Origin of the sequence: Sphingopyxis sp. BE235, assembly GCF_031457175.1 — a bacterium.
Lineage (GTDB): Bacteria > Pseudomonadota > Alphaproteobacteria > Sphingomonadales > Sphingomonadaceae > Sphingopyxis.
In genome coordinates this window covers 343,123-361,602 of record NZ_JAVDWC010000003.1, presented here as the reverse complement: position 1 = coordinate 361,602, position 18,480 = coordinate 343,123, and the positions used below count along the sequence as shown (strand labels likewise).

Below are 18,480 nucleotides of genomic sequence, written 5' to 3'. Positions count from 1 at the left end.
CCGGGCCTTACAGGCCCGAGAAGGTCAGCCCCACCGAAACGCGATTGTCCGTGAATTCGCGGCCCGCCGTCGCGCCCCAGCTCGACTGGGTGCGCCGCTGGACGTCGAAGCGCAGCGCCATCCGCTTGCTCACCAGATACGACGCGCTGCCGCGCCAGGTCCAGCGGTCGTCCTTGCGGTCGATATTGTTGAAGTCGCGCTTCTCGAGTTCGCCGCCCGCGCTGATGATCAGGTTGCGCAGCAGCTCGTAATCGGCGCGCAGCGTCATATTGGTCGCGAGATAGCCCGTCGCGCCATTGACGCCGGTTTCCTTGATGCCGCGGTCGACCGTGCCGGTGATCGTCACCAGCGGGGTGAGGAAATAGGCCAGCTCGCCGCGCACGAGGAGGCCCGAGACGTCCTCGAACTCGACCGGCCGGTAATCCTGCTGGAAATAGCCGAGCCGCAGCGCCCCGCGCGCCTTGCGGCCCAGTTCGAAACTCGCGCCGCCGGCAAGCTCGAAACCCTTGGAATCGCGCGCCGCCACCGGCCCGATGCGCTCGCGATAATCGCGCTTGTTGAGCGAGCCCGCGACGAACAGCGCGATACTCGGGCTCAGTGCATATTCGCCGACCGCCGTGCCGGTGTAAGTCGTGTGGTCGCGAAAATCCTGGTCGATCGGATCGCCGAGCGGCGTCACGCTGTTGCTGTAATTGCGGTTCTCGACATCGACCACGCCGCGCACGCGCAGCCGGTTGAAGACATGCGTATAGGTCGCGGTCGCTCCGCTCAGCGTGAAGCGGACCGGCCGCGACGCCTGCGTCGGACTATCGGGCGAGACGCGTTCCTGGCTGTAGCGCCCGTTGCGCAGCGTCAGGTTCAGCGTGTCCGACTTGCTGATCGTATAGAGCGCGCCCGCATTCACCGAATATTGCGTGGCGTTCTCGCTTGCCCGGTCGGCGTAGCGCAAGAGGTCGAGCTCGCCATCGAGTGACAGCTTGAGCGTCGGCGAGGGCCGCACCAGCGAGACGCGCGGGCGAATGCGCAGATAGGCGTCGCCGATCCGGTCGTCCTCCTGCGCATAGAGATTGTCGTCATAGCCCGCGCCGATCGCCATGCGCGGCATCAGTTCGAGGACGCCGAGCTGGATCGGCTCGGGCGTATAATCGGGCCGGCGGCGTTCGAGCACGCCGATATTGCGGTCGCGCCCGAAGCTGTTCTCGCTCGAAACCGATCCCAGCCCGTCGGTCGCATCCGATTGCTGGGCGAGCGCAGGCACCGCGAAACCGCAGCTGCCGAGCAGCGCAAAGGTGATCGCGCGCTTCATCGGCGGGCCAGCGTTACGAGCAGCGGCAGATGGTCTGATCCGGTGGCGGGAAACCGCCGCGCCGACACCAGTCCCCAGTCGGGTCCGGCATAAAGCTGGTCGATCGGCAGCACGGGAAAGGCGCGCGGCCAGCTAGGCAGCGCGCGCGTCATGCGGGTGAGCGGAGCGAAGGCGCGGTCCTGCTCACGCATCGCCGCGGCCCAGGGGGTCAGGTTCATGTCGCCTCCAACGATCAAGGACCCGCGTTCGATCCGTGCCAATGCACGCGCTACATCGCGCCTGCGCACCGTCTGATCGCGCGATGTCGGGCGGGGATAGTGGAGCGTCACCACGGTGAACGGATCGCCGCCGGGCTCCGCTACCCGCGCCCAGAGCATCGCGGGACCGAATTTGCGCCCCCCCGGATCCTTCAGGAAATAATCGCTGTCCACGATCGGCCAGCGCGAGAAGATCGCGAGGTCGCAGCCCGGCGGGCATTTGGTGGAAAAAGCGAAATGCTGATCCAGCGCCGCTAGCATCGGGCGGAAACTGCCATCCACCTCCTGCAGCATCACGACATCGGGCTTGGCGTCGATGATCGCCTGCGCGGTATCGGCGGGGTCGCGATTGCTCTGCCATACATTGTGGGTGAGCAGCCGGATCCGGGTCGTGCTCTTTTGCGCGGCCGGAATCGCGCGCGTCAGTTCGGGCATCACGCCAATCGCGACCGGCGTGAGGCCAACCAGGGCTGCGACGACAGCCCTGCGCAGGCGCGGCCGGGCGAGCAGCAATCCTACCAGCACCGCCACGCCAAATAGCGGCAGGAACGACGCCAGCACATCGAGCATCGGTAGCAACCCGCCAGCGAGCGACAGCCACGCGGCGAGGCTCGCCCCGCCGGCCAGCAGGGTGCCAAAGATGCGTACCAGCTTCACGCGCGGGCGCGCAGCCGGTTGCGCAGGGCATAGCTCGATTGCCGGACCGATGCGGGGATCAGCTTCGCCGCAAGCAGCAGCGCCGCGGTGCCCGCCCCCTCGGGCAGATACAGATCGCCGACCCGGATCGCCGTGCGGCCCGGATATTTCATCGCATAACGGGCGTAATGCGCGATTTCCTGATTCACGAGCCGCCGCAGCAACGCCGTCTCGCGCGCGCCTGCCCCGGCAAGCATCCCGCGCGCGGTCTCGACCAGGCATGGCACGTCGAGCGTCGTCGTCGACTTGCTCACTTTGTTGTCGCTGTCGCGGTGAAAGACCGCAGTGACGCGCGGATCATAACGCAGCGCCCCTTTGCCGAGCACCCGCAACCACAGGTCCTTGTCGCCGCCGCGCACCGCGCGCCCTTCGGGAAACAGCCCCGCCTCGAACAGCGTATCGCGCCGGATCGCGATCGCGCCGGTCCACATCGGACATTCGCGCACCGTCAGCCACGCCGCAAGAAAGCCCGCGAGGTCGAGGCTTTGCGGCTGCTCCAGCTCCGGCGCGATCCGCTGTGGCTGCGAGCGATCCTCGAACACATGGTCGAACCGCGTCGCCGCCGCACGCACGCTCGGATCAGCGCTTATGCCTTCGGCGAGCGCCGCGAGATGATCGGGCTGCCACAGGTCGTCGGCATCGAGAAAGGCGATCCAGTCGCCGCGCGCCGCACGGATCCCGATGTTGCGCCCGGCATAGCCGCCCGGCCCCGGCGTCGAGAGGTCGAGCAGCTGGATCCGCGCGTCGCCGATCGCGGCGACGATCTCGCGCCCGCTGTCGGTCGAACGATTGTCGACCACCAATATTTCGTGCGGCGGAAACGTTTGGGCAAATACGCTTTCGATCGCGGCGCGCACGTGCGCGGCCTTATTATAGAGCGGCATCACCACGGAAAATCGTGGAGCGTCATGGGGAGGAGTCATCAGTCGCGTGCTGCCTTTCGTCCCCCCGCCAGATTGAGATATTCGCTCACCGCCACCCCGGCGAGTTCCAATGTCAGCCACATCACGGCCAGCCGGCGCCGGAACGACAATTCGCGTGAGATCGCCGCGCGGCGCAGCCGCCGGATTGTATCGACCGCCGTAATCCCGAGCACATGGGCAAGGCGCGGGCGCCGCCGGGTGCGATCCCAGCGCCCACCGCTCAATCGCTGCCGCTTGCGCACCAGCTCGGCGCGGCTCGCGCGCACCGGATGGCGCACCACCATCGCCGGCACATAGACAAGCGGATGACCGCTTTCGCGAATGCGCAGCGCCATCTGGCGGTCGCCGCCCGATTTGAGCGCCGCGTCGAACCCGCCGAGCGCCTTCAGCAACGCCGTCTCGCTCGCCCAATTGGCGGTCGCGCAATTGCCGCGCGCGGCGTGCGCCTGCGGAAAGCTGAACAGCCGCTCGTAATCGCCGAACACCTCGCGCTCCTGCGCGATTTCGTCGAACAGCTCGATCTTGCCGGCGAGCACGCCGAACCCTGGATTCGCTGCCGCCGCGCGCAGCACTTGCTCGAGCCAGTCGGGCGCGGGTTCGCAATCGGCGTCGGTAAACGCGATGATCGGCGCGCGGACGCGCCCGATCGCGAGGTTGCGCGCCGCATAAGAGCCCGGGCGGCGCTCTTCGAGCAGCTCGACACCCAGATAGCTGCGCGCAATCTCGCGCGTTGCGTCACTCGATCCGTTGTCGACGACGATGACCTGATAGGCCGCGCGTGGGAGCGTCTGGCGCGCGAGCGCGGCGAGACAACGGCCCAGCACGGCTTCGCCGTTCCATACGGGTATGACGACTGCGACTTGAAACATAGATACGCCTGTCCAGTGCCCCCGCGACGGTCCAATCGGCTGCCGACGGCATGCCGGTCAACAATATGCTGCACCTGCGAAGACGAGTTGCCCCGTTGACCGGACGACCGGAGCGCCGGTGCCTTCGCTCTCAAATAATTGCCCGCTACCAAGGATCGCGTCGGCCCGTCGTTGGTTCTGAACCGCGCAGCCATGCGCAACCGCAAGCAAAAAGGCGATCCAAGTGGGTGATTCCCTACCCGAATCGGGCAAAACCACCGAAGTCCTGGTGGTGTCCCTCGAATCAGCCTCGGCGCGCCGCGCGGCCTTTGCCGCGCGCGCGGCAGGCACCTCGCTTGCGTGGCGTTTCTTCGATGCCTGCACCGGCCCGGCGCCGGGGATGACGATCGACGAGCCTGCGATCCGCAGCAACAAGGGCCGGCCAATGAGCAAGGGCGAGATCGGCTGCTACGCCAGCCATTTCTCGATCTGGCAGGACATGGTCGCGCGCGGCGTGCGGCAGGCGATCGTCCTCGAGGATGATACGGTGGTCGACTGGGCCTATCTCGAACCGCTCGCACGCACCGATCTTCACGCCGAGGGCATCGACTATCTGCGCCTCTACGCCAAACGGCCGACGTGGCAGCGCGTCGTGCGGCGCGACTTCCTCCAGCATTCGCGCGCGATCGTCGAGCTGGTCGGCCTCGCCTATGGCACGCAGGGCTATGCGATCACGCTCGAAGGGGCGCGGCGCCTCGCCAATCATTGCCGCATCGTCCGCCGCCCGATCGATGACGAAATGGATCGGTCGTGGGCGCACGGCCTGCCCAATCTCGCGCTCTATCCCGCGCCGATCCTCGAAGCCGCGATCGTGTCGGACATTGGAAATTCGCGCTTCGGCCCCAAGGCCGATCCGCTCTATCATTCGATAAGGCAAAAGGCCTGGCGCGCTCTCGAACGCGCACGCATGCGGATGCTGAAAGCGAGACGCCTGCTTGAGCGCTGACCTCCCCGCCCGCTTCGACGACGGGTTACGCGCGCGCAGTCGCAGCTCGATCGGCTGGACGATCACGCGTTTCCTGTCGGACCAGATCTTCTCGTTCGTCGTCTTCGTGATCCTCGCGCGCCTGCTGACGCGCGCGGATATCGGCGCCTTTGCAGTGATGGCGGTGACCGCCGAAGCCTTCCGCATCATCGCCACCGCCGGCCTTGTGCAGACGATCGCCCGCAAGCGCGAGATCACCCCGGCCTTTCTCGACACCATCTATCGCTCGCAGCAGGCCTTCTCCTTTCTCTCCGCCCTCTTGATCATGGCGCTCGCGCAGCCGATCGCGAACTGGATGGGCGCGCCCGATATCGCGCTGCCGCTCGCGGTTATGAGCCTCGCGCTGCCGATCTCCTCCTTCGGCGCCACGCATATGGCGCTGCGCCTGCGCGAGTTCGGGCATCGCACCACCGCGCTGCGCTCGGTGGTCGGCGGGCTGATCGGCGGCACCTGCGCGGTCGCCGCGGCCTTTGCCGGGCTCGGCCTCTGGAGCCTCGTCATCCAGCGCCTCGTGACCGAGATCGTCGGGGTCGTGCTCTCGCGCGCCTCCTATGACTGGAAACCGGGCTGGCAATTCGACTGGGTTATCCTGCGCGGCAACATCATGCTCAACGCCAGCCTGATTTATGTCCAGCTCGCTTTTCTCGCTACGGTGCGCGTGCAGGAGATGGCGATCGGCGCCGGGATCGGGCTCGCCGCGGTGGGCGTCTATCGCACCGCTTGGCGCACCGTCGAGCTGATCGGCCGCGGCGCGATCCAGCCCTTCACGCAGGTCGCGGTGCAGACGCTCGCGCGGGTCAAGGACGACCCCGCCGAACTGCGCAAAGCCTATCGCTGGATGATTGCGCGCGCGTCGGCGCTCTCCTTTCCCGCGCTCGTCGGTTTCGGCGCGCTCGCGCCGATCGCGATCCCCACCGTGTTCGGCGCCAAATGGGCCGAAGCCGGCCAGCTCGCGCAAATATTCGCCTTCATGGCGGTGCCCTTCACGCTCAACTTCTTCGCCTCGCCCTCGCTCAGCGTCCTCGGCGCGTCGCGCAGCCTGATTTCGCTCTCGACGACGCAGCTGGTCCTCGGCGTGATCCTGACGCTCGCGGCGCTCCCTTACGGGCTTTTCGCGGTCGCCGTCTCTTACGTCGGGCGCGCCTATCTCACCTTGCCATTGCAGATCTGGCTGCTCCGCCGCGCCTCGGGCATCCGTCCGGTCGACAGTTTGCGCGCGGTCGGCGCGCCGCTCATCGCCTCATCGGTGATGGGCGTCGCGCTCGCGATCGCGATGCGGCTGCTCGATACGCATCTGGCGGGCTGGCAATCGCTGCTGCTGCTCACCGCGATCGGCGCGCTCTTCTACGCAATTGCGCTGCTCGCCATCTCCGGCGCGTGGCGCGGCCGTTTCCTGTTCCTGTTCAAACGCTTCAGAAAGAGCCCGATATGACCAAGAAGACCGCCGACCAGCTCGTCGGCGAACTCGCCCAGCGTTTCACGCGCACGCTCGATGCCGTCATCCCCGCGGGCCCGCTCGCGCTGGTCGACTTCCCCGACCACTCCAATGTCGGCGATTCGGCGATCTGGCTCGGCGAAATGGCGTATCTGCGCAAGTCCGGCCGCCTTCCCGCCTATTATTCGGCGATCGCCGATTTCGACGACGCGGCGTGCCGCGCGGCGATCGGTGACGGGCCGATCCTGATCCACGGCGGCGGCAATATGGGGACGCTCTGGCCCAAACATGAAGCGTTCCGGCTTCACCTTCTCCGCACGCACCGCGGCCACCCGATCGTCCAGATGCCGCAGTCGCTCCACTATGCCGATCCCGCCGCCGCGGCCGAAATGGCCGAGGCGATCCGCGCGCACGGGCAATTCACCCTGCTCGTCCGCGATGCGCGCTCGCTCGCCTTTGCCGAGCAGCATTTCGATTGCGATATCCGGCTTTGCCCCGATGCCGCGCTGATGCTCGGCCGCCAGCGGCGCGACCCCGCCACCGCGCCGGTCTTCGCGCTGCTGCGCACCGACCATGAACGCGCCCCCGGCGATGCCGCGTTGCCCGCGGGCGTCGTTGCCGACGACTGGCTCGAAGAGGATGCCGGCCAGAAACGCCGCCTGCGCCTGTCGCTGGGACTCGGCCGCCTCCTCACCCGCGATCCAATGGTGCAGCGCGCCGCGCGGCAGCAGCGTCTGGCCGACTGGCGCTTCCAGCGCGGCCTTGCGATGCTGTCCACCGGCGAGCTGGTCGTCACCGACCGGCTGCACGCGCACATTCTCTCGCTGCTGCTCGACATCCCGCACGTGCTGCTCGACAACAGCTATGGCAAGGTCGCGGGCTTCGCCGATCAATGGACGGGCGATTATGCGGGGCTGATGCGCGCGACAAATCGCGCCGAAGCTTTCGACACCGCGCTGGCCTGCCGCGCCCCGCAAATCGTGGACGGCTGAGCGCCGTCCACGGGGCGCCGCTCAATAGGCGTTGCGGTGTACCAGCACCTGCGCGGTGCGCGCGAGGATCGAAACGTCGCGCAGCAGCGACCAGCCGTGCTGATATTCCAGATCGGATTCGAGCCGGTCCAGAATATCGCGCCGGGTATTGGTCGCGCCGCGAAAGCCGCGGATCTGGGCGAGCCCGGTAATTCCGGGCTTCAGCGCGTGACGGTGCCAATATTGCCGGTCGACCCGCCAGAACAGCTCGTTCCCGGCGGTCGAGCCCAGCGCATGCGGGCGCGGCCCGACGAGGCTCATCTCGCCCGACAGCACGTTGATCAGCTGTGGCAGCTCGTCGATGCTCGTCGCGCGGATGAAGCGTCCGACGCGCGTGATCCGGTCGTCGTCGCGGCTCGCCGAGCGCGCGCCGTTCGCGTCGGTCGTCTCGGCGCGCATGCTGCGGAATTTCAGGATGCGGAAGATGCGGTTGCCGCGCCCCATCCGCTCCTGACGGAAAAAGACCGGGCCCGGCGAATCGAGCTTGATCGCCAGCGCCACAATCAACAGCAGCGGCGACAGCAGGATCAGCGCCGGAATCGTCACCGCGAGGTCGAGCGCACGCTTCTTCACCCGGTTGGCGCGGTTGAGCGGCCCCCAGGACACAACCAGCGTCGTCACCCCGCCGCGCTGGCGCGTGGTGAGCGGCCCCAGCTCGGCAATCTCGGGCATCACGATCTCGCCGACGATGTTGACGCCTTTCAGCGCGCGGGCCCATTCGACCTTACGCCCGGGCGCGCAAACGATCGTCACCCGGTCGTAATCCTGCAGCACGGTGCCGAGGCGATCGAGCATATAGGGGTCGTCGAGATCGGTACGGAGCCCCGACTCGCGCGCGTCGATGATCTCGCGATCGAGGTAGGACGCGGGCAGGTTCGCATCATCGACAATGACCAGTTCGGCGGTCATATCGCCGAAAGCCCGGCGCACGATGCGGCAGATCAAAAGCCGCTGCGCCACCAATAGCGTCACCGCGGTCACCATGCCCATGCCGATCGCCAAACGCGGCACCTTGCCGGTGATCCGCAGCGAGAAAGCGACGAGCAGGAAGACGAACAGGGTCGTCGCGAACGACAGCAATGTCTGGCGAACGCTTTTGACCGGACGGGTCAGACAGCGCGGATTATAGGCCTGATTCTGAAAGGCGATCGCGAAATGGACGAACAGTGCGCCCAGCATCGCAGTCAACAATCCTTCCGAAATGATCCGGGGCTGCTCGATCATCAACGTCACGGCGAAGCCCACCGCGAGCGCCGCCGCGTCCAAGGCGATCAGTCCCAAACAGAGCCATATCTTGGCATCGCGCCGCGCCGCCTTCGCGAGCGGCGTTCGAATGGGTGCGCCTTGGAGCGCCAAGTCGATCTTGGTCATGGGATGGGGAGCTCCCTGGGGTTGGCTATATTGTTGCAATGCAACATGTCTTGGACGCCAGGGAATACAAGCGGGCCGCGCGGGCACGTGCCGGATACAGGATGATCCGTGTGGATACCAATAGGTACGCCGCAATGCGGACGAAACGGCCCGGGCGGCGCGAACCGCCCGGGCCGTGTCTTTATCAGAAGGCTGCGGTCAGGCTGGCCACCACCGCGGCGTCGGCAATCGAACCGGTCCCGTCACCGCCCTTGCTGAAATTGGGCTGCAGGCGCGCCGCTTCGGACTTGCTGATGTTCGTATCGATATAAGACACGCCCAGCGTCAGGTTGCGCCAGCTGGCGTCCATGCCGAGCGACCAGTCCCAGTAGCTCCCCGTCGGGGCGACGCTGGTGCCGTTGGGGCCGAGTCCGGGATTGCCGTCCGAATGGCCGATATGCGCCTTTGCGGTGAAGGGCGTGCCGGGAATCGCGACCGCGCCGTCGCCCCACAGATAGAGGTTATCGTCGCTCTGCCCGCGGCTGTTCGGCGCGTTCGAAACATTGGCGAGCGCATGTTGCTTGGGCGCATAGGCGGCCCCGGCGGTCAAAGTCGCCGGTCCGGCCGTTCCCGACAGCTTCACATAAGGCTCGGCGAAATCCGATTCATCGGCGCCGCCGGGATACATATACCAGACGAGCCCGACATCGAGCGCGGCCTTGTCGCTCAGCGGCAATTTATAACCGCCGATCAGGTCGAGTTCCATGTTCGCGCCGCCGAAAGTGCCCCAGCCGGCGAGGTTGGACGCCCAGACGCCCGCATAAAGGCCGCTTTGATGGGTCAGCGTCAGGCCGCCCTGAACGGCCATTTCCTCGTCGGACTGCGACACACCGCGGAAACGGTAATCGGACGCGATGGTCGCGGATCCCGTGATCGTGACGGATTTTGCTTCTTCATCTTGTGCGAAAGCGGCGGCCGGAGAAAGTCCCGCGAGAAGCGCGGCGGCTGAGATAATGGTCTTCATATTGTCCTCTTGAACTGGCCTCTTTCCGGAGTGGGGAGGCTGGCGAGGACGCCCAACTAGATCAGCGCGGCATTGGAAATCGAGAGTGGCGGGCGATCAATTGCATAGTGTTTTCGTTATGCGGCGGATCGACTGTGCATCGCCGGCTCGACGTCATTCCCCGGATCACGTTCGACGGAAAACGACGCATTGGAAGCGAGCGGAGGCACGCGTTTCCATCGCGCCGAAACCTCGACACTCTCCCAAAGGCCCGCGCCGAGAAACAGCAGGGCGCTTCCGGCGCTCGCGCAGAGGAAGGTCACCGCCGACAACAGGATCATCAGCGAATTCGCATCGCGCGGGCCGATCGTCTGGGCCATGTGATGGAGCCTCAGGGCAAGCAGCCAGCCGATACCGAGCAGAGCCGCGCCCGCGGCGCGCAGGCCGATATCGGCGGCGCGGTTTTCATGCCATTTCTTCATCGTGCAACCTCCAGCAGGGAGGCCGACCAATTACGCATCATCGCGTAGGAATTCGAGATCGGGGAATGGCGCGGCGCATTGAGATTGCGTATAATTTTGGCGAGCCGGGTTCAGCTCATCTTGTCGACAACAAAGGCGACCAGAGCCACTATGGCGCACATATAGATTGTGAGCGCCGAGGGCCCTTGCGCGCCCAGCCAGTCGATGACCCGGTCGTGCCGCGACGGCCGCGCGGCTCCCGGATGGTTCTTGAAATCGTCGCCTGTCATCGCGACTAGATAGGCGTTCACAACGTTTTAAATCGAGAGCAGGTCCATCCCAACTTCATATGATTGGCATAGAATCTGCGCGATTTAATGCTCCCGCCCGGCTTCCTCGCCGGGCGTATCGCTGACCGACCGCAGGCGATAGCCGATCCCGAGCTCGTTGCTGATGATCTGCGGCTGTTGCGGGTCGGTCTCCAGCTTCTGGCGCAGGGTGCGGACGAGGACGCGCAGATATTCGACATGATGGTCGACCTCGCGCGGCCAGACTTCGGCCATGATCTGGTTGTGCGTGATGACGCGTCCCGGGTGCCGCGCGAGCTGCGCCAGCACCGCATATTCCTTGGGCGTCAGATGGACCTCGCGGCCCGCCTTGGCGACGGTGCGGGCGATGAGGTCGATCGTCACATCGCCCGCGGTCACCGCCAGCATCCCGCCGTCGCGGGTCATGCGGTTGCGCAGCGCGACGCGCACGCGTGCCAGTAATTCGTCGGTGTCGAAGGGTTTAGTCAGATAGTCGTCGGCGCCCAGATCGAGCGCGGCAACCTTCTGGTCGGTCGCGTCGCGCGCCGAGACGACGATCAAGGTCGTGTCCGACTGTTGCTTGACGAGCGGCACGAGTTCCAGTCCGTCGCGATCGGGCAGCCCCAGATCGAGCAGCACGATATCGGGGCGCTCGTCGCGAAGCATTTCGAGCGCTTCGCGGGCGCTCTCGGCTTCGACGATCGCATATTCGGCGCGCGCCAGCGCGGCATGGATCAGGCGGCGGATGTGCAGCTCGTCGTCCACGACCAATACCTTGTGACGCACTTTCATGGTTGTTCCTTGTCGTCCAGATGCGTGATGATCAGCCGCTCGGGGATCCGAATGGTGAAGCAGGCGCCGTGCGGATCGTCATTGTTGCTCGCCTCGACCGACAGGCCCATCGCCTCGGCAAACCCCTTGACGATGGCGAGCCCGAGGCCGGTGCCGTGCTTCGCGCGATCGCTGCCTTCGAGACGGGTGAAAGTTTCGAAGACGCGCTTCTCGTTCCCGTGCGCGATCCCCGGCCCCTGATCGATGATCGACATCGATATGGCATCGGCTGCGCGCCGCGCGCGAATAGTGATCGGCGTGCCGGGGTCGGCATAGCGCCCGGCATTGTCGAGCAGATTGATCAGGCAGTGGTGGAGCAGCACCGGATCGACGCGCACCAGCGGGATATTGGGCGAAATATCGACCTTTACCTCATGCCCCAGCAGCGACGCCCGCGTATCGTGCGCCGCGCTGGCGGCGGCATCGAACAGGTCGGTCGCCTCGACCTTCATCGGCAGCGCCCCCGCCTCAACCCGCACCATGTCGAGCAGGTTCGACACAAAGCGGTTGAGCCGCAGCGCCTCGGTCTCGATCGTCTCGGCCAACAGCGCCGAGGGATTGCGCCGGATTTCCTGCGCGGCCGAGAGGATCGTCGTGAGCGGGGTCCGAAGGTCGTGGCTGACCGACGAGAGCAACGCCGAGCGCAGCCGGTCGCGTTCGTCGACCTGCCGCGTGCGAAGCGATTCTTCCTCCAGTTCCATGCGGTCGAGCGCGATCGACGCCTGATCGAGAAGGCTCATTAACAGCGGCACCTGATCCGAACGGACCGGCTCGCGCGCGTCGTCGCGCGTCATGCCGAGCACGCCGAGCACCCCGCGCGTCGTGCGCAAGGGATGGAACAGCCAGTCCGACGCGGTGAGAGTCGACGAGCCGCGCCCGGCCGGCTGTTCATTGTCCATCGCCCACTGCGCCGCCGCGCGCTCGATTTGCTCGAGCCGGTCTTCGGGCGGAACCGCGGCGCGCAGCATCGGGCCGTCGGCCGTCGGCAGCAGCAGCGCGGTGCGGACGTCGAGAAGCCGCCCCACCTCGGCGCAGATCGCGTGCATCAGCGTGTCCTGATCGGGCGCCGCGGTCAGCTGCCGCGAGAAGCTGGCGAGCGCCGCATTCTGGCGCGCGCTCGTCTGGGCCAGGTCGGCCTGCGCGCGCACCCGCGCGGCAAACTGGCTGGTCACCACGGCGACGCCGAGCAGCACGAGGATGCTGACGACATTTTCGGGATTGTTGACGGTCAGCGTGCCCGTCGGCGGCAGGAAGAAGAAATTATAGGCGAGGCTCGACGCAAGGCCCGCGAACAGCCCAGCGCGCAGCCCGAAGGTCGCCGCGGCGAACATCACCGGCACAAGATAGAGCAAGGCGATATTGCCAAGGTCGATCGCGACGAGGAGCAGGCGCGCGAGTATCGTTATCGCGGCGACCATCGCCAGCGACCAGATATAGTCGGCCGGGCGGCCCCAGCGTCCGGGGGCGACGATCCGGTTGCGCGGCCCGCCGGGCTTTGCGGCGGGCTCGCCGGGCAGCACATGGACCGCGACATCGTCGATCGTCCGCACGAGCTGGTCGACGACCGAGCCGTGGCGCAGCTCGAACCACCAGGGACGGCTCGACTTGCCGATGACGATCTGCGTCGCGCGCGCGTCGCCGGCAAAAGCGCGGAGCCCTTCGACGACACTCGCCGCGGGCACGGTCGCGGTCGAGGCGCCGAGCCGCGAGGCGAGCGCGAGCGTGTCAGCGAGCTGACGGCGGTCGTCGTCGGTCATGCTCTGGCTCCGCCGCGTCTCGATATAGACCGCGCTCCACGGCGCCCTGAGCGCGTCGGCGAGCCGCTTGCCCGCGCGGACAAGCTCGGCGGCGACGGGCAGCTCGCTGACCGCGACGACGATCCGTTCGCCGACCGCGAAGCTGCCCGCAAGCGCATGGCTGCGCAGATGCTCGAGCATCTGCGCGTCGACCGCCTGCGCCGCGCGGCGCAGCGCGAGTTCGCGCAGCGCGGTCAGGTTCGATTTCGAGAAGAAATGGGTAAGCGCGCGCGTCGCTTCCTGCGGGATATAGACCTTGCCGTCGCGCAGCCGCTCGATCAGCTCGTCGGGCGGAATGTCGACGACCTCGATCTCGGCATTTTCGAGGATCGAGTCGGGCACCGTTTCGCGGACGCGGACGCGGGTGAAGGAGGCGACGACGTCGTTGAGGCTCTCGACATGCTGGATATTGATTGTCGAATAGACGTCGATCCCCGCATCGAGCAGTTCCTCGACATCCTGATACCGCTTGGGGTGACGGCTGCCGGGCGCGTTGCTATGCGCAAGCTCGTCGACGAGCACGAGCGCGGGGCGGCGTTCGAGAATCGCGTCGATGTCCATTTCGCCCAGACTATGGCCCTGGTGGTCGACGTCGCGGCGCGGGATGATCTCGTGGCCGTGGACCAGCGCCTCGGTCTCGCGCCGGCCGTGCGTCTCGACCACTCCGATCACGACATCGACGCCCGCCTCGCGCCGTTGCCGTCCGTCGGTGAGCATCTCCCACGTCTTGCCGACACCGGGCGCCGCGCCGAGAAACACTTTCAGACGGCCGCGGCCTTCCTGCGCCGCCTGACGCAGGAAGGCTTCGGGAGATGGTCGATCATTTCCTGTCACGCGGCGGGTTTAGCCCCAAAAGCATCGAGCCGTCGATTGAGCTTGAACACATTGACGCGCGGCTCGCCAAGAAAGCCGAGCAGCGGCTGGTCGACGCTCTGTTCGACGAGCCCGCGAACCGCCGCCGCATCGAGCCCGCGCGCCTTTGCGACGCGGTCGACCTGATAGAGCGCGGCCTCCGGCGTGATATCGGGGTCGAGCCCCGAACCCGAGGCGGTCACCATGTCCGACGGCACGGCCTTGCCGGGTTCGGCGGTCTTCAATTTCCCGACATCGCCCTGCACCCGGTCGACGAGCGCCTGCGACGTCGGCCCGAGGTTCGAGCCCGACGAGGCGAGCCCGTCATAGCCGTCGCCCGCCGCCGAGGGGCGCGTGTTGAAATAGCGTTCCGACGCGAAGGCCTGGCCGACCACGGTCGAACCGATAACCCGGCCATTCTCCTCGACGAGGCTGCCGTTCGCCTGGTTCGGAAAGAGCGCCTGCCCGATGCCGGTGAGCGCCAGCGGGTAAGCGAGCCCGAGGAGCAGCGCGAAGAGCAGCGTCATGACGAGCGCCGGACGCAGCGAGGTGATGAAATCCTTGTTCATTGTCATATCCTCAGACGAGACCCAGGCCGCCGACCGCGAGGTCGATCAGCTTGATGCCGACAAAAGGTGCCACCAGGCCGCCAAGGCCATAGACGGCAAGATTGCGTGCGAGCAGCGGCCCCGCGCCCATCGGGCGATAGGTCACGCCCTTCAAGGCGAGCGGAACGAGCACCGGGATGATCAGCGCGTTGAAGATGATCGCCGACAGGATCGCGCTCTCGGGGCTGGTCAGCCCCATCACGTTGAGCACGCCCAATCCGGGATACAGCACGATGAACATCGCGGGGATGATCGCGAAATATTTGGCGACGTCGTTGGCGACCGAGAAGGTCGTGAGCGCGCCGCGCGTCATCAGCAGCTGCTTGCCGAGGCCGACGACCTCGATCAGCTTGGTCGGGTCGCTGTCGAGATCGACCATATTGCCCGCCTCGCGCGCCGCCTGCGTCCCGGTGTTCATCGCAACGCCGACGTCGGCCTGCGCGAGCGCCGGCGCGTCGTTGGTGCCGTCGCCGCACATCGCGACGAGACGTCCGCCCTGCTGTTCCTTGCGGATCAGCTCGAGCTTGTCCTCGGGCGTCGCCTGCGCGAGGAAATCGTCGACCCCCGCCTCGGCGGCGATCGCCGCCGCGGTGAGCGGATTGTCGCCGGTGATCATCACCGTGCGGATGCCCATCGCGCGCAGCTCGCCGAACCGTTCGCGGATACCCGCCTTGACGATATCCTTGAGGAAGATCGCGCCGAGGAGATGGCCATCCTTCGCCACTGCGAGCGGCGTGCCGCCGGCGCGCGCGATTTCGTCGGTGATGCGGCGCAGTTCGGTCGCGGCGGCGGTCGCCTCCGCACCCGGATTGGCCTTGAGCACCGAGTCCACCGCGCCCTTCTGGATCACGCTGCCCGCGAGCTTGATGCCCGAGATGCGGGTCTGCGCGGTGAAGGGAATGATCTCGGCCCCGGCAGGCAGATCGGTCATCGTCTGGCCGAACTTCTCGCGCGCCAGTGCGACGATCGAGCGGCCCTCGGGGGTTTCGTCGGCGAGGCTCGCCAGCAACGCGGCCTCCGAAAGCACCGTCATCGACTGGCCGCCGACCGGGCGGAACTCGGTCGCCTGACGGTCGCCGACGGTGATCGTGCCGGTCTTGTCGAGCAGCAGGACATCGACGTCGCCCGCCGCCTCGACCGCGCGCCCCGACTTGGCGAGCACGTTGAAGCGGACGAGGCGGTCCATGCCCGCGATACCGATGGCGGAGAGCAAAGCCGCGATCGTCGTCGGGATCAGCGTGATCAGCAGCGCCGCGAGGATCGCAACGGGAATGCTGCCGCCCGCATAGCTTGCAAAGCTGGGGATCGTGCCGACCGCGATCAGGAAGATGATCGTCAGCCCGACGAGCAGCAGGGTCAGCGCGATTTCGTTCGGCGTCTTCTGCCGCTCGGCGCCCTCGACAAGCGCGATCATCCGGTCGAGGAAGCCCTGTCCCGGACCCACCGTCACCTGGACGCGGATCTCGTCGGAGATGACGCGCGTGCCCGCAGTGACCGCCGAGCGGTCGCCGCCGGCCTCGCGGATCACGGGCGCGCTTTCGCCGGTGATCGCCGCTTCGTTGACCGACGCGACGCCGCCGACGACTTCGCCGTCGGACGGGATCAGGTCGCCCGTCTCGACGAGCACGATGTCGCCGACCCGTAGCGCGCTGGCGGGAACGCTTTCATACGCCTTCCCTTCGCCCTTCAGCTTCTTGGCGGTCAGTTCGGCCTTGGTGGCGCGCAGCGAGGCGGCTTGCGCCTTGCCGCGCCCTTCGGCGAGCGCTTCGGCGAAGGTGCCGAAAAGCACCGTCAGCCAGAGCCAGATCACCAGCTGCAGCTTGAAGCCCGTCGCGAGGCTGTCCTGACCGACGACGAGAAGCACCGTCAGCAAGGTCGCGACGACCGCGGTGGTGAACATCACCGGGTTACGGATCAGCTCCCTGGGGTTGAGTTTGCGGAAGGCGTCGCCGATCGCCGGAACGATCAGCTCTGCGGTGAACAGGGACTTGGTTTCGGACCGAGCCATGTGCTTAGGTTCCTTAAAAGAGCTGGCCGTTGATCATCGCGAGATGATCGGCGATGGGACCGAGCGCGAGGCTGGGCAGGAAGGTCAGGCCGCCGACGATCAGCACGATGCCGACAAGCAAGCCCGTCCACAGCGGCCCCGTCGTCGGGAAGCTGCCCGCCGACTCCGGCGTATATTTCTTCGCCGCCAGGCCGCCCGCGATGGCCAGCATGGGGATGATGATGAAGAAACGGCCGATCCACATCGCGGCGCCCAGCATGCCATTGTAGAAAGGCGTGTTGGCGGTGAGGCCCGCAAAGGCCGACCCGTTGTTCGCGACGGCGCTGGTGAAGGCGTAGAGGATTTCCGAGAAACCATGCGGCCCCTTGTTCAGCGGCCCCGCCAACCCCGCCTCGGTGACCGACGCGATCGCCGTGAAGCCGAGGATGATCAGCGGCAAGACCGCGATCGCGAGCACCGCGAGCTTGACCTCGCGCGCCTCGATCTTCTTGCCGACATATTCGGGGGTGCGCCCGACCATCAGCCCCGCGACGAAGATCGCGAGGATCGCGAAGAGCAGGAAGCCATAGATGCCCGCGCCGACGCCGCCGATCACGACTTCGCCGAGCTGCATGTTGAACAGCGGGATCATCCCGCCAAGCGCGGTAAAGCTGTCGTGCATGCCGTTGACCGCCCCGCACGAGGCGGCGGTGGTGACGACCGCGAACAGCGCCGTCTGCGCGATGCCGAAGCGGACCTCCTTGCCTTCCATATTGCCGCCCATGGCGCCAAGGTTGTGGAGGATCGGATTGCCCGCAGCTTCCTGCCAATAGGTGATGGCGGTGCCCGCAACGAACAGCGTCATCATCGCGGCAAGGATCGCCCAGCCCTGGCGCTGATTTCCGACGGCCTTGCCGAAGGTCCAGGTGAGTCCGACGCCGATCGCGAAGATCGACAGCATCTGGACGAGGTTGGTGAGCGCGGTCGGATTTTCGAACGGATGCGCGCTGTTCGCGTTGAAGAAGCCGCCGCCGTTGGTGCCGAGCAGCTTGATCGCTTCCTGCGAAGCAACCGGACCCAATGCCAGCGTCTGCTTGACCCCCTCGAGCGTCGTCACGTCGACCGATCCCGCCAGCGTCTGCGGCACGCCGCTCGCGATATAGAAGATCGCGATGGCGACGCAGAGCGGGAGCAGCAGATAGAGCGTCACGCGCGTCATGTCGGCCCAGAAATTGCCGAGCGTCTTCGCGCTGCGGCGCGCAAAGCCGCGGAACAGTGCGAAAGCGAGCGCGATGCCCGTCGCCGCCGAGAGGAAATTGTGAATGGTGAGGCCAAGCATCTGGCTGAGGTTCGACATCGTCGATTCGCCGCCATAGCTTTGCCAGTTGGTGTTGGCGGTGAAGCTGATCGTCGTGTTGAACGCGAGATGCTCGCTGACCCCGTCATAACCGAGCGGATTGAGCGGCAGCACGCCCTGCAGGCGCAGGATCGCATAGGTGAAGAGCGCGAGCGCCGCGTTGAAGATCAGCATGTGGACCGCGTAACGGCGCCAGCCCTGCTCTTCGGTCGGGTCGATCCCCGACAGGCGGTAAAAGCCGGCCTCGACCGGGCCGAGTATGCGATGGAGCGGCGTCCGCCGCCCTTCGTAGAGCGCGAAGAGCCATTGGCCCATCGGCTTGCAGAGCAGGAGCAGGATTGCGACGAACGCGATGATGAGAAACCATCCCTGAAAGGTCATGGGTT

16 protein-coding genes are annotated in these 18,480 nt (G+C 66.4%); 3 read left to right on the top strand and 13 right to left on the bottom strand.

Going from position 1 to position 18,480, the window contains the following annotated elements:
* Positions 1–7: 7 nt before the first annotated feature.
* The 4 genes from J2X38_RS15390 to J2X38_RS15375 are packed head-to-tail and all read right to left on the bottom strand — an operon-like array spanning position 8 to position 4,051.
* Entirely contained in the window at positions 8–1,306 is a 1,299-nt protein-coding gene (locus J2X38_RS15390) for an outer membrane beta-barrel protein (protein WP_310255278.1), read from the bottom strand.
* Complete coding sequence (locus J2X38_RS15385; protein WP_310255277.1) at positions 1,303–2,220, bottom strand: endonuclease/exonuclease/phosphatase family protein; 918 nt, start codon at positions 2,218–2,220, stop codon at positions 1,303–1,305. Before J2X38_RS15385 ends, J2X38_RS15390 begins: the two co-directional genes overlap by 4 nt.
* Positions 2,217–3,182, bottom strand: coding sequence for a glycosyltransferase family A protein (locus J2X38_RS15380; RefSeq protein WP_310255276.1), 966 nt, complete (start codon positions 3,180–3,182; stop codon positions 2,217–2,219). The genes J2X38_RS15385 and J2X38_RS15380 overlap by 4 nt, the downstream gene beginning before the upstream one ends.
* Positions 3,182–4,051 carry a glycosyltransferase family 2 protein gene (locus J2X38_RS15375; protein WP_058537283.1) on the bottom strand — a complete coding sequence of 290 codons (870 nt, stop codon included), beginning with the start codon at positions 4,049–4,051 and terminating at the stop codon, positions 3,182–3,184. The genes J2X38_RS15380 and J2X38_RS15375 overlap by 1 nt, the downstream gene beginning before the upstream one ends.
* A 223-nt stretch (positions 4,052–4,274) precedes the next feature.
* Here J2X38_RS15375 and J2X38_RS15370 point away from each other — a divergent pair, with 223 nt between their 5' ends.
* The 3 genes from J2X38_RS15370 to J2X38_RS15360 are packed head-to-tail and all read left to right on the top strand — an operon-like array spanning position 4,275 to position 7,502.
* Positions 4,275–5,036 carry a glycosyltransferase family 25 protein gene (locus J2X38_RS15370; protein WP_310255275.1) on the top strand — a complete coding sequence of 254 codons (762 nt, stop codon included), beginning with the start codon at positions 4,275–4,277 and terminating at the stop codon, positions 5,034–5,036.
* On the top strand, positions 5,026–6,507 hold the full coding sequence (locus tag J2X38_RS15365) for a lipopolysaccharide biosynthesis protein (RefSeq protein WP_310255274.1): 1,482 nt from the start codon (positions 5,026–5,028) through the stop codon (positions 6,505–6,507). The genes J2X38_RS15370 and J2X38_RS15365 overlap by 11 nt, the downstream gene beginning before the upstream one ends.
* The gene (locus J2X38_RS15360; protein WP_310255273.1) at positions 6,504–7,502 is read left to right on the top strand and encodes a polysaccharide pyruvyl transferase family protein; all 999 of its coding nucleotides are present in this window, start codon (positions 6,504–6,506) and stop codon (positions 7,500–7,502) included. Before J2X38_RS15365 ends, J2X38_RS15360 begins: the two co-directional genes overlap by 4 nt.
* 21 nt (positions 7,503–7,523) lie before the next feature.
* On the opposite strand, the gene J2X38_RS15355 is transcribed toward J2X38_RS15360, so the two are convergent.
* From J2X38_RS15355 to kdpA, 9 genes are all read right to left on the bottom strand, one after another.
* Complete coding sequence (locus J2X38_RS15355; protein ID WP_310255272.1) at positions 7,524–8,912, bottom strand: exopolysaccharide biosynthesis polyprenyl glycosylphosphotransferase; 1,389 nt, start codon at positions 8,910–8,912, stop codon at positions 7,524–7,526.
* 184 nt (positions 8,913–9,096) lie between these two features.
* Positions 9,097–9,915 carry a TorF family putative porin gene (locus J2X38_RS15350; protein ID WP_310255271.1) on the bottom strand — a complete coding sequence of 273 codons (819 nt, stop codon included), beginning with the start codon at positions 9,913–9,915 and terminating at the stop codon, positions 9,097–9,099.
* 116 nt (positions 9,916–10,031) lie between these two features.
* Positions 10,032–10,376 (bottom strand): hypothetical protein, encoded by a 345-nt coding sequence (locus J2X38_RS15345; RefSeq protein ID WP_310255270.1) that lies wholly within the window; start codon positions 10,374–10,376, stop codon positions 10,032–10,034.
* A gap of 110 nt (positions 10,377–10,486) precedes the next feature.
* Positions 10,487–10,666, bottom strand: coding sequence for a hypothetical protein (locus J2X38_RS15340; protein WP_310255269.1), 180 nt, complete (start codon positions 10,664–10,666; stop codon positions 10,487–10,489).
* 63 nt (positions 10,667–10,729) lie between these two features.
* Complete coding sequence (locus J2X38_RS15335; protein ID WP_310255268.1) at positions 10,730–11,455, bottom strand: response regulator transcription factor; 726 nt, start codon at positions 11,453–11,455, stop codon at positions 10,730–10,732.
* Positions 11,452–14,124: a sensor histidine kinase KdpD gene (locus tag J2X38_RS15330; RefSeq protein WP_310255267.1), complete on the bottom strand. Its 2,673-nt coding sequence runs from the start codon at positions 14,122–14,124 to the stop codon at positions 11,452–11,454. Before J2X38_RS15330 ends, J2X38_RS15335 begins: the two co-directional genes overlap by 4 nt.
* Positions 14,121–14,711: a potassium-transporting ATPase subunit KdpC gene (gene kdpC, locus J2X38_RS15325; RefSeq protein WP_310255266.1), complete on the bottom strand. Its 591-nt coding sequence runs from the start codon at positions 14,709–14,711 to the stop codon at positions 14,121–14,123. Before kdpC ends, J2X38_RS15330 begins: the two co-directional genes overlap by 4 nt.
* Positions 14,712–14,721: 10 nt before the next feature.
* Positions 14,722–16,758, bottom strand: coding sequence for a potassium-transporting ATPase subunit KdpB (gene kdpB, locus J2X38_RS15320; protein WP_310255265.1), 2,037 nt, complete (start codon positions 16,756–16,758; stop codon positions 14,722–14,724).
* A 13-nt stretch (positions 16,759–16,771) separates the two neighbouring features.
* Complete coding sequence (gene kdpA, locus J2X38_RS15315) at positions 16,772–18,475, bottom strand: potassium-transporting ATPase subunit KdpA (RefSeq protein ID WP_310255264.1); 1,704 nt, start codon at positions 18,473–18,475, stop codon at positions 16,772–16,774.
* Between the last annotated feature and the right edge of the window lie 5 nt (positions 18,476–18,480).

Coding starts and splice junctions, on each gene's coding strand:
- J2X38_RS15360 (WP_310255273.1), top strand. CDS start 6,504: ATGACCAAGAAGACCGCCGACCAGCTCGTCGGCGAACTCGCCCAGCGT.
- J2X38_RS15355 (WP_310255272.1), bottom strand. CDS start 8,912: ATGACCAAGATCGACTTGGCGCTCCAAGGCGCACCCATTCGAACGCCG.
- kdpB (WP_310255265.1), bottom strand. CDS start 16,758: ATGGCTCGGTCCGAAACCAAGTCCCTGTTCACCGCAGAGCTGATCGTT.
- J2X38_RS15350 (WP_310255271.1), bottom strand. CDS start 9,915: ATGAAGACCATTATCTCAGCCGCCGCGCTTCTCGCGGGACTTTCTCCG.
- J2X38_RS15380 (WP_310255276.1), bottom strand. CDS start 3,182: ATGACTCCTCCCCATGACGCTCCACGATTTTCCGTGGTGATGCCGCTC.
- kdpA (WP_310255264.1), bottom strand. CDS start 18,475: ATGACCTTTCAGGGATGGTTTCTCATCATCGCGTTCGTCGCAATCCTG.
- J2X38_RS15345 (WP_310255270.1), bottom strand. CDS start 10,376: ATGAAGAAATGGCATGAAAACCGCGCCGCCGATATCGGCCTGCGCGCC.
- J2X38_RS15335 (WP_310255268.1), bottom strand. CDS start 11,455: ATGAAAGTGCGTCACAAGGTATTGGTCGTGGACGACGAGCTGCACATC.
- J2X38_RS15390 (WP_310255278.1), bottom strand. CDS start 1,306: ATGAAGCGCGCGATCACCTTTGCGCTGCTCGGCAGCTGCGGTTTCGCG.
- J2X38_RS15375 (WP_058537283.1), bottom strand. CDS start 4,051: ATGTTTCAAGTCGCAGTCGTCATACCCGTATGGAACGGCGAAGCCGTG.
- kdpC (WP_310255266.1), bottom strand. CDS start 14,711: ATGAACAAGGATTTCATCACCTCGCTGCGTCCGGCGCTCGTCATGACG.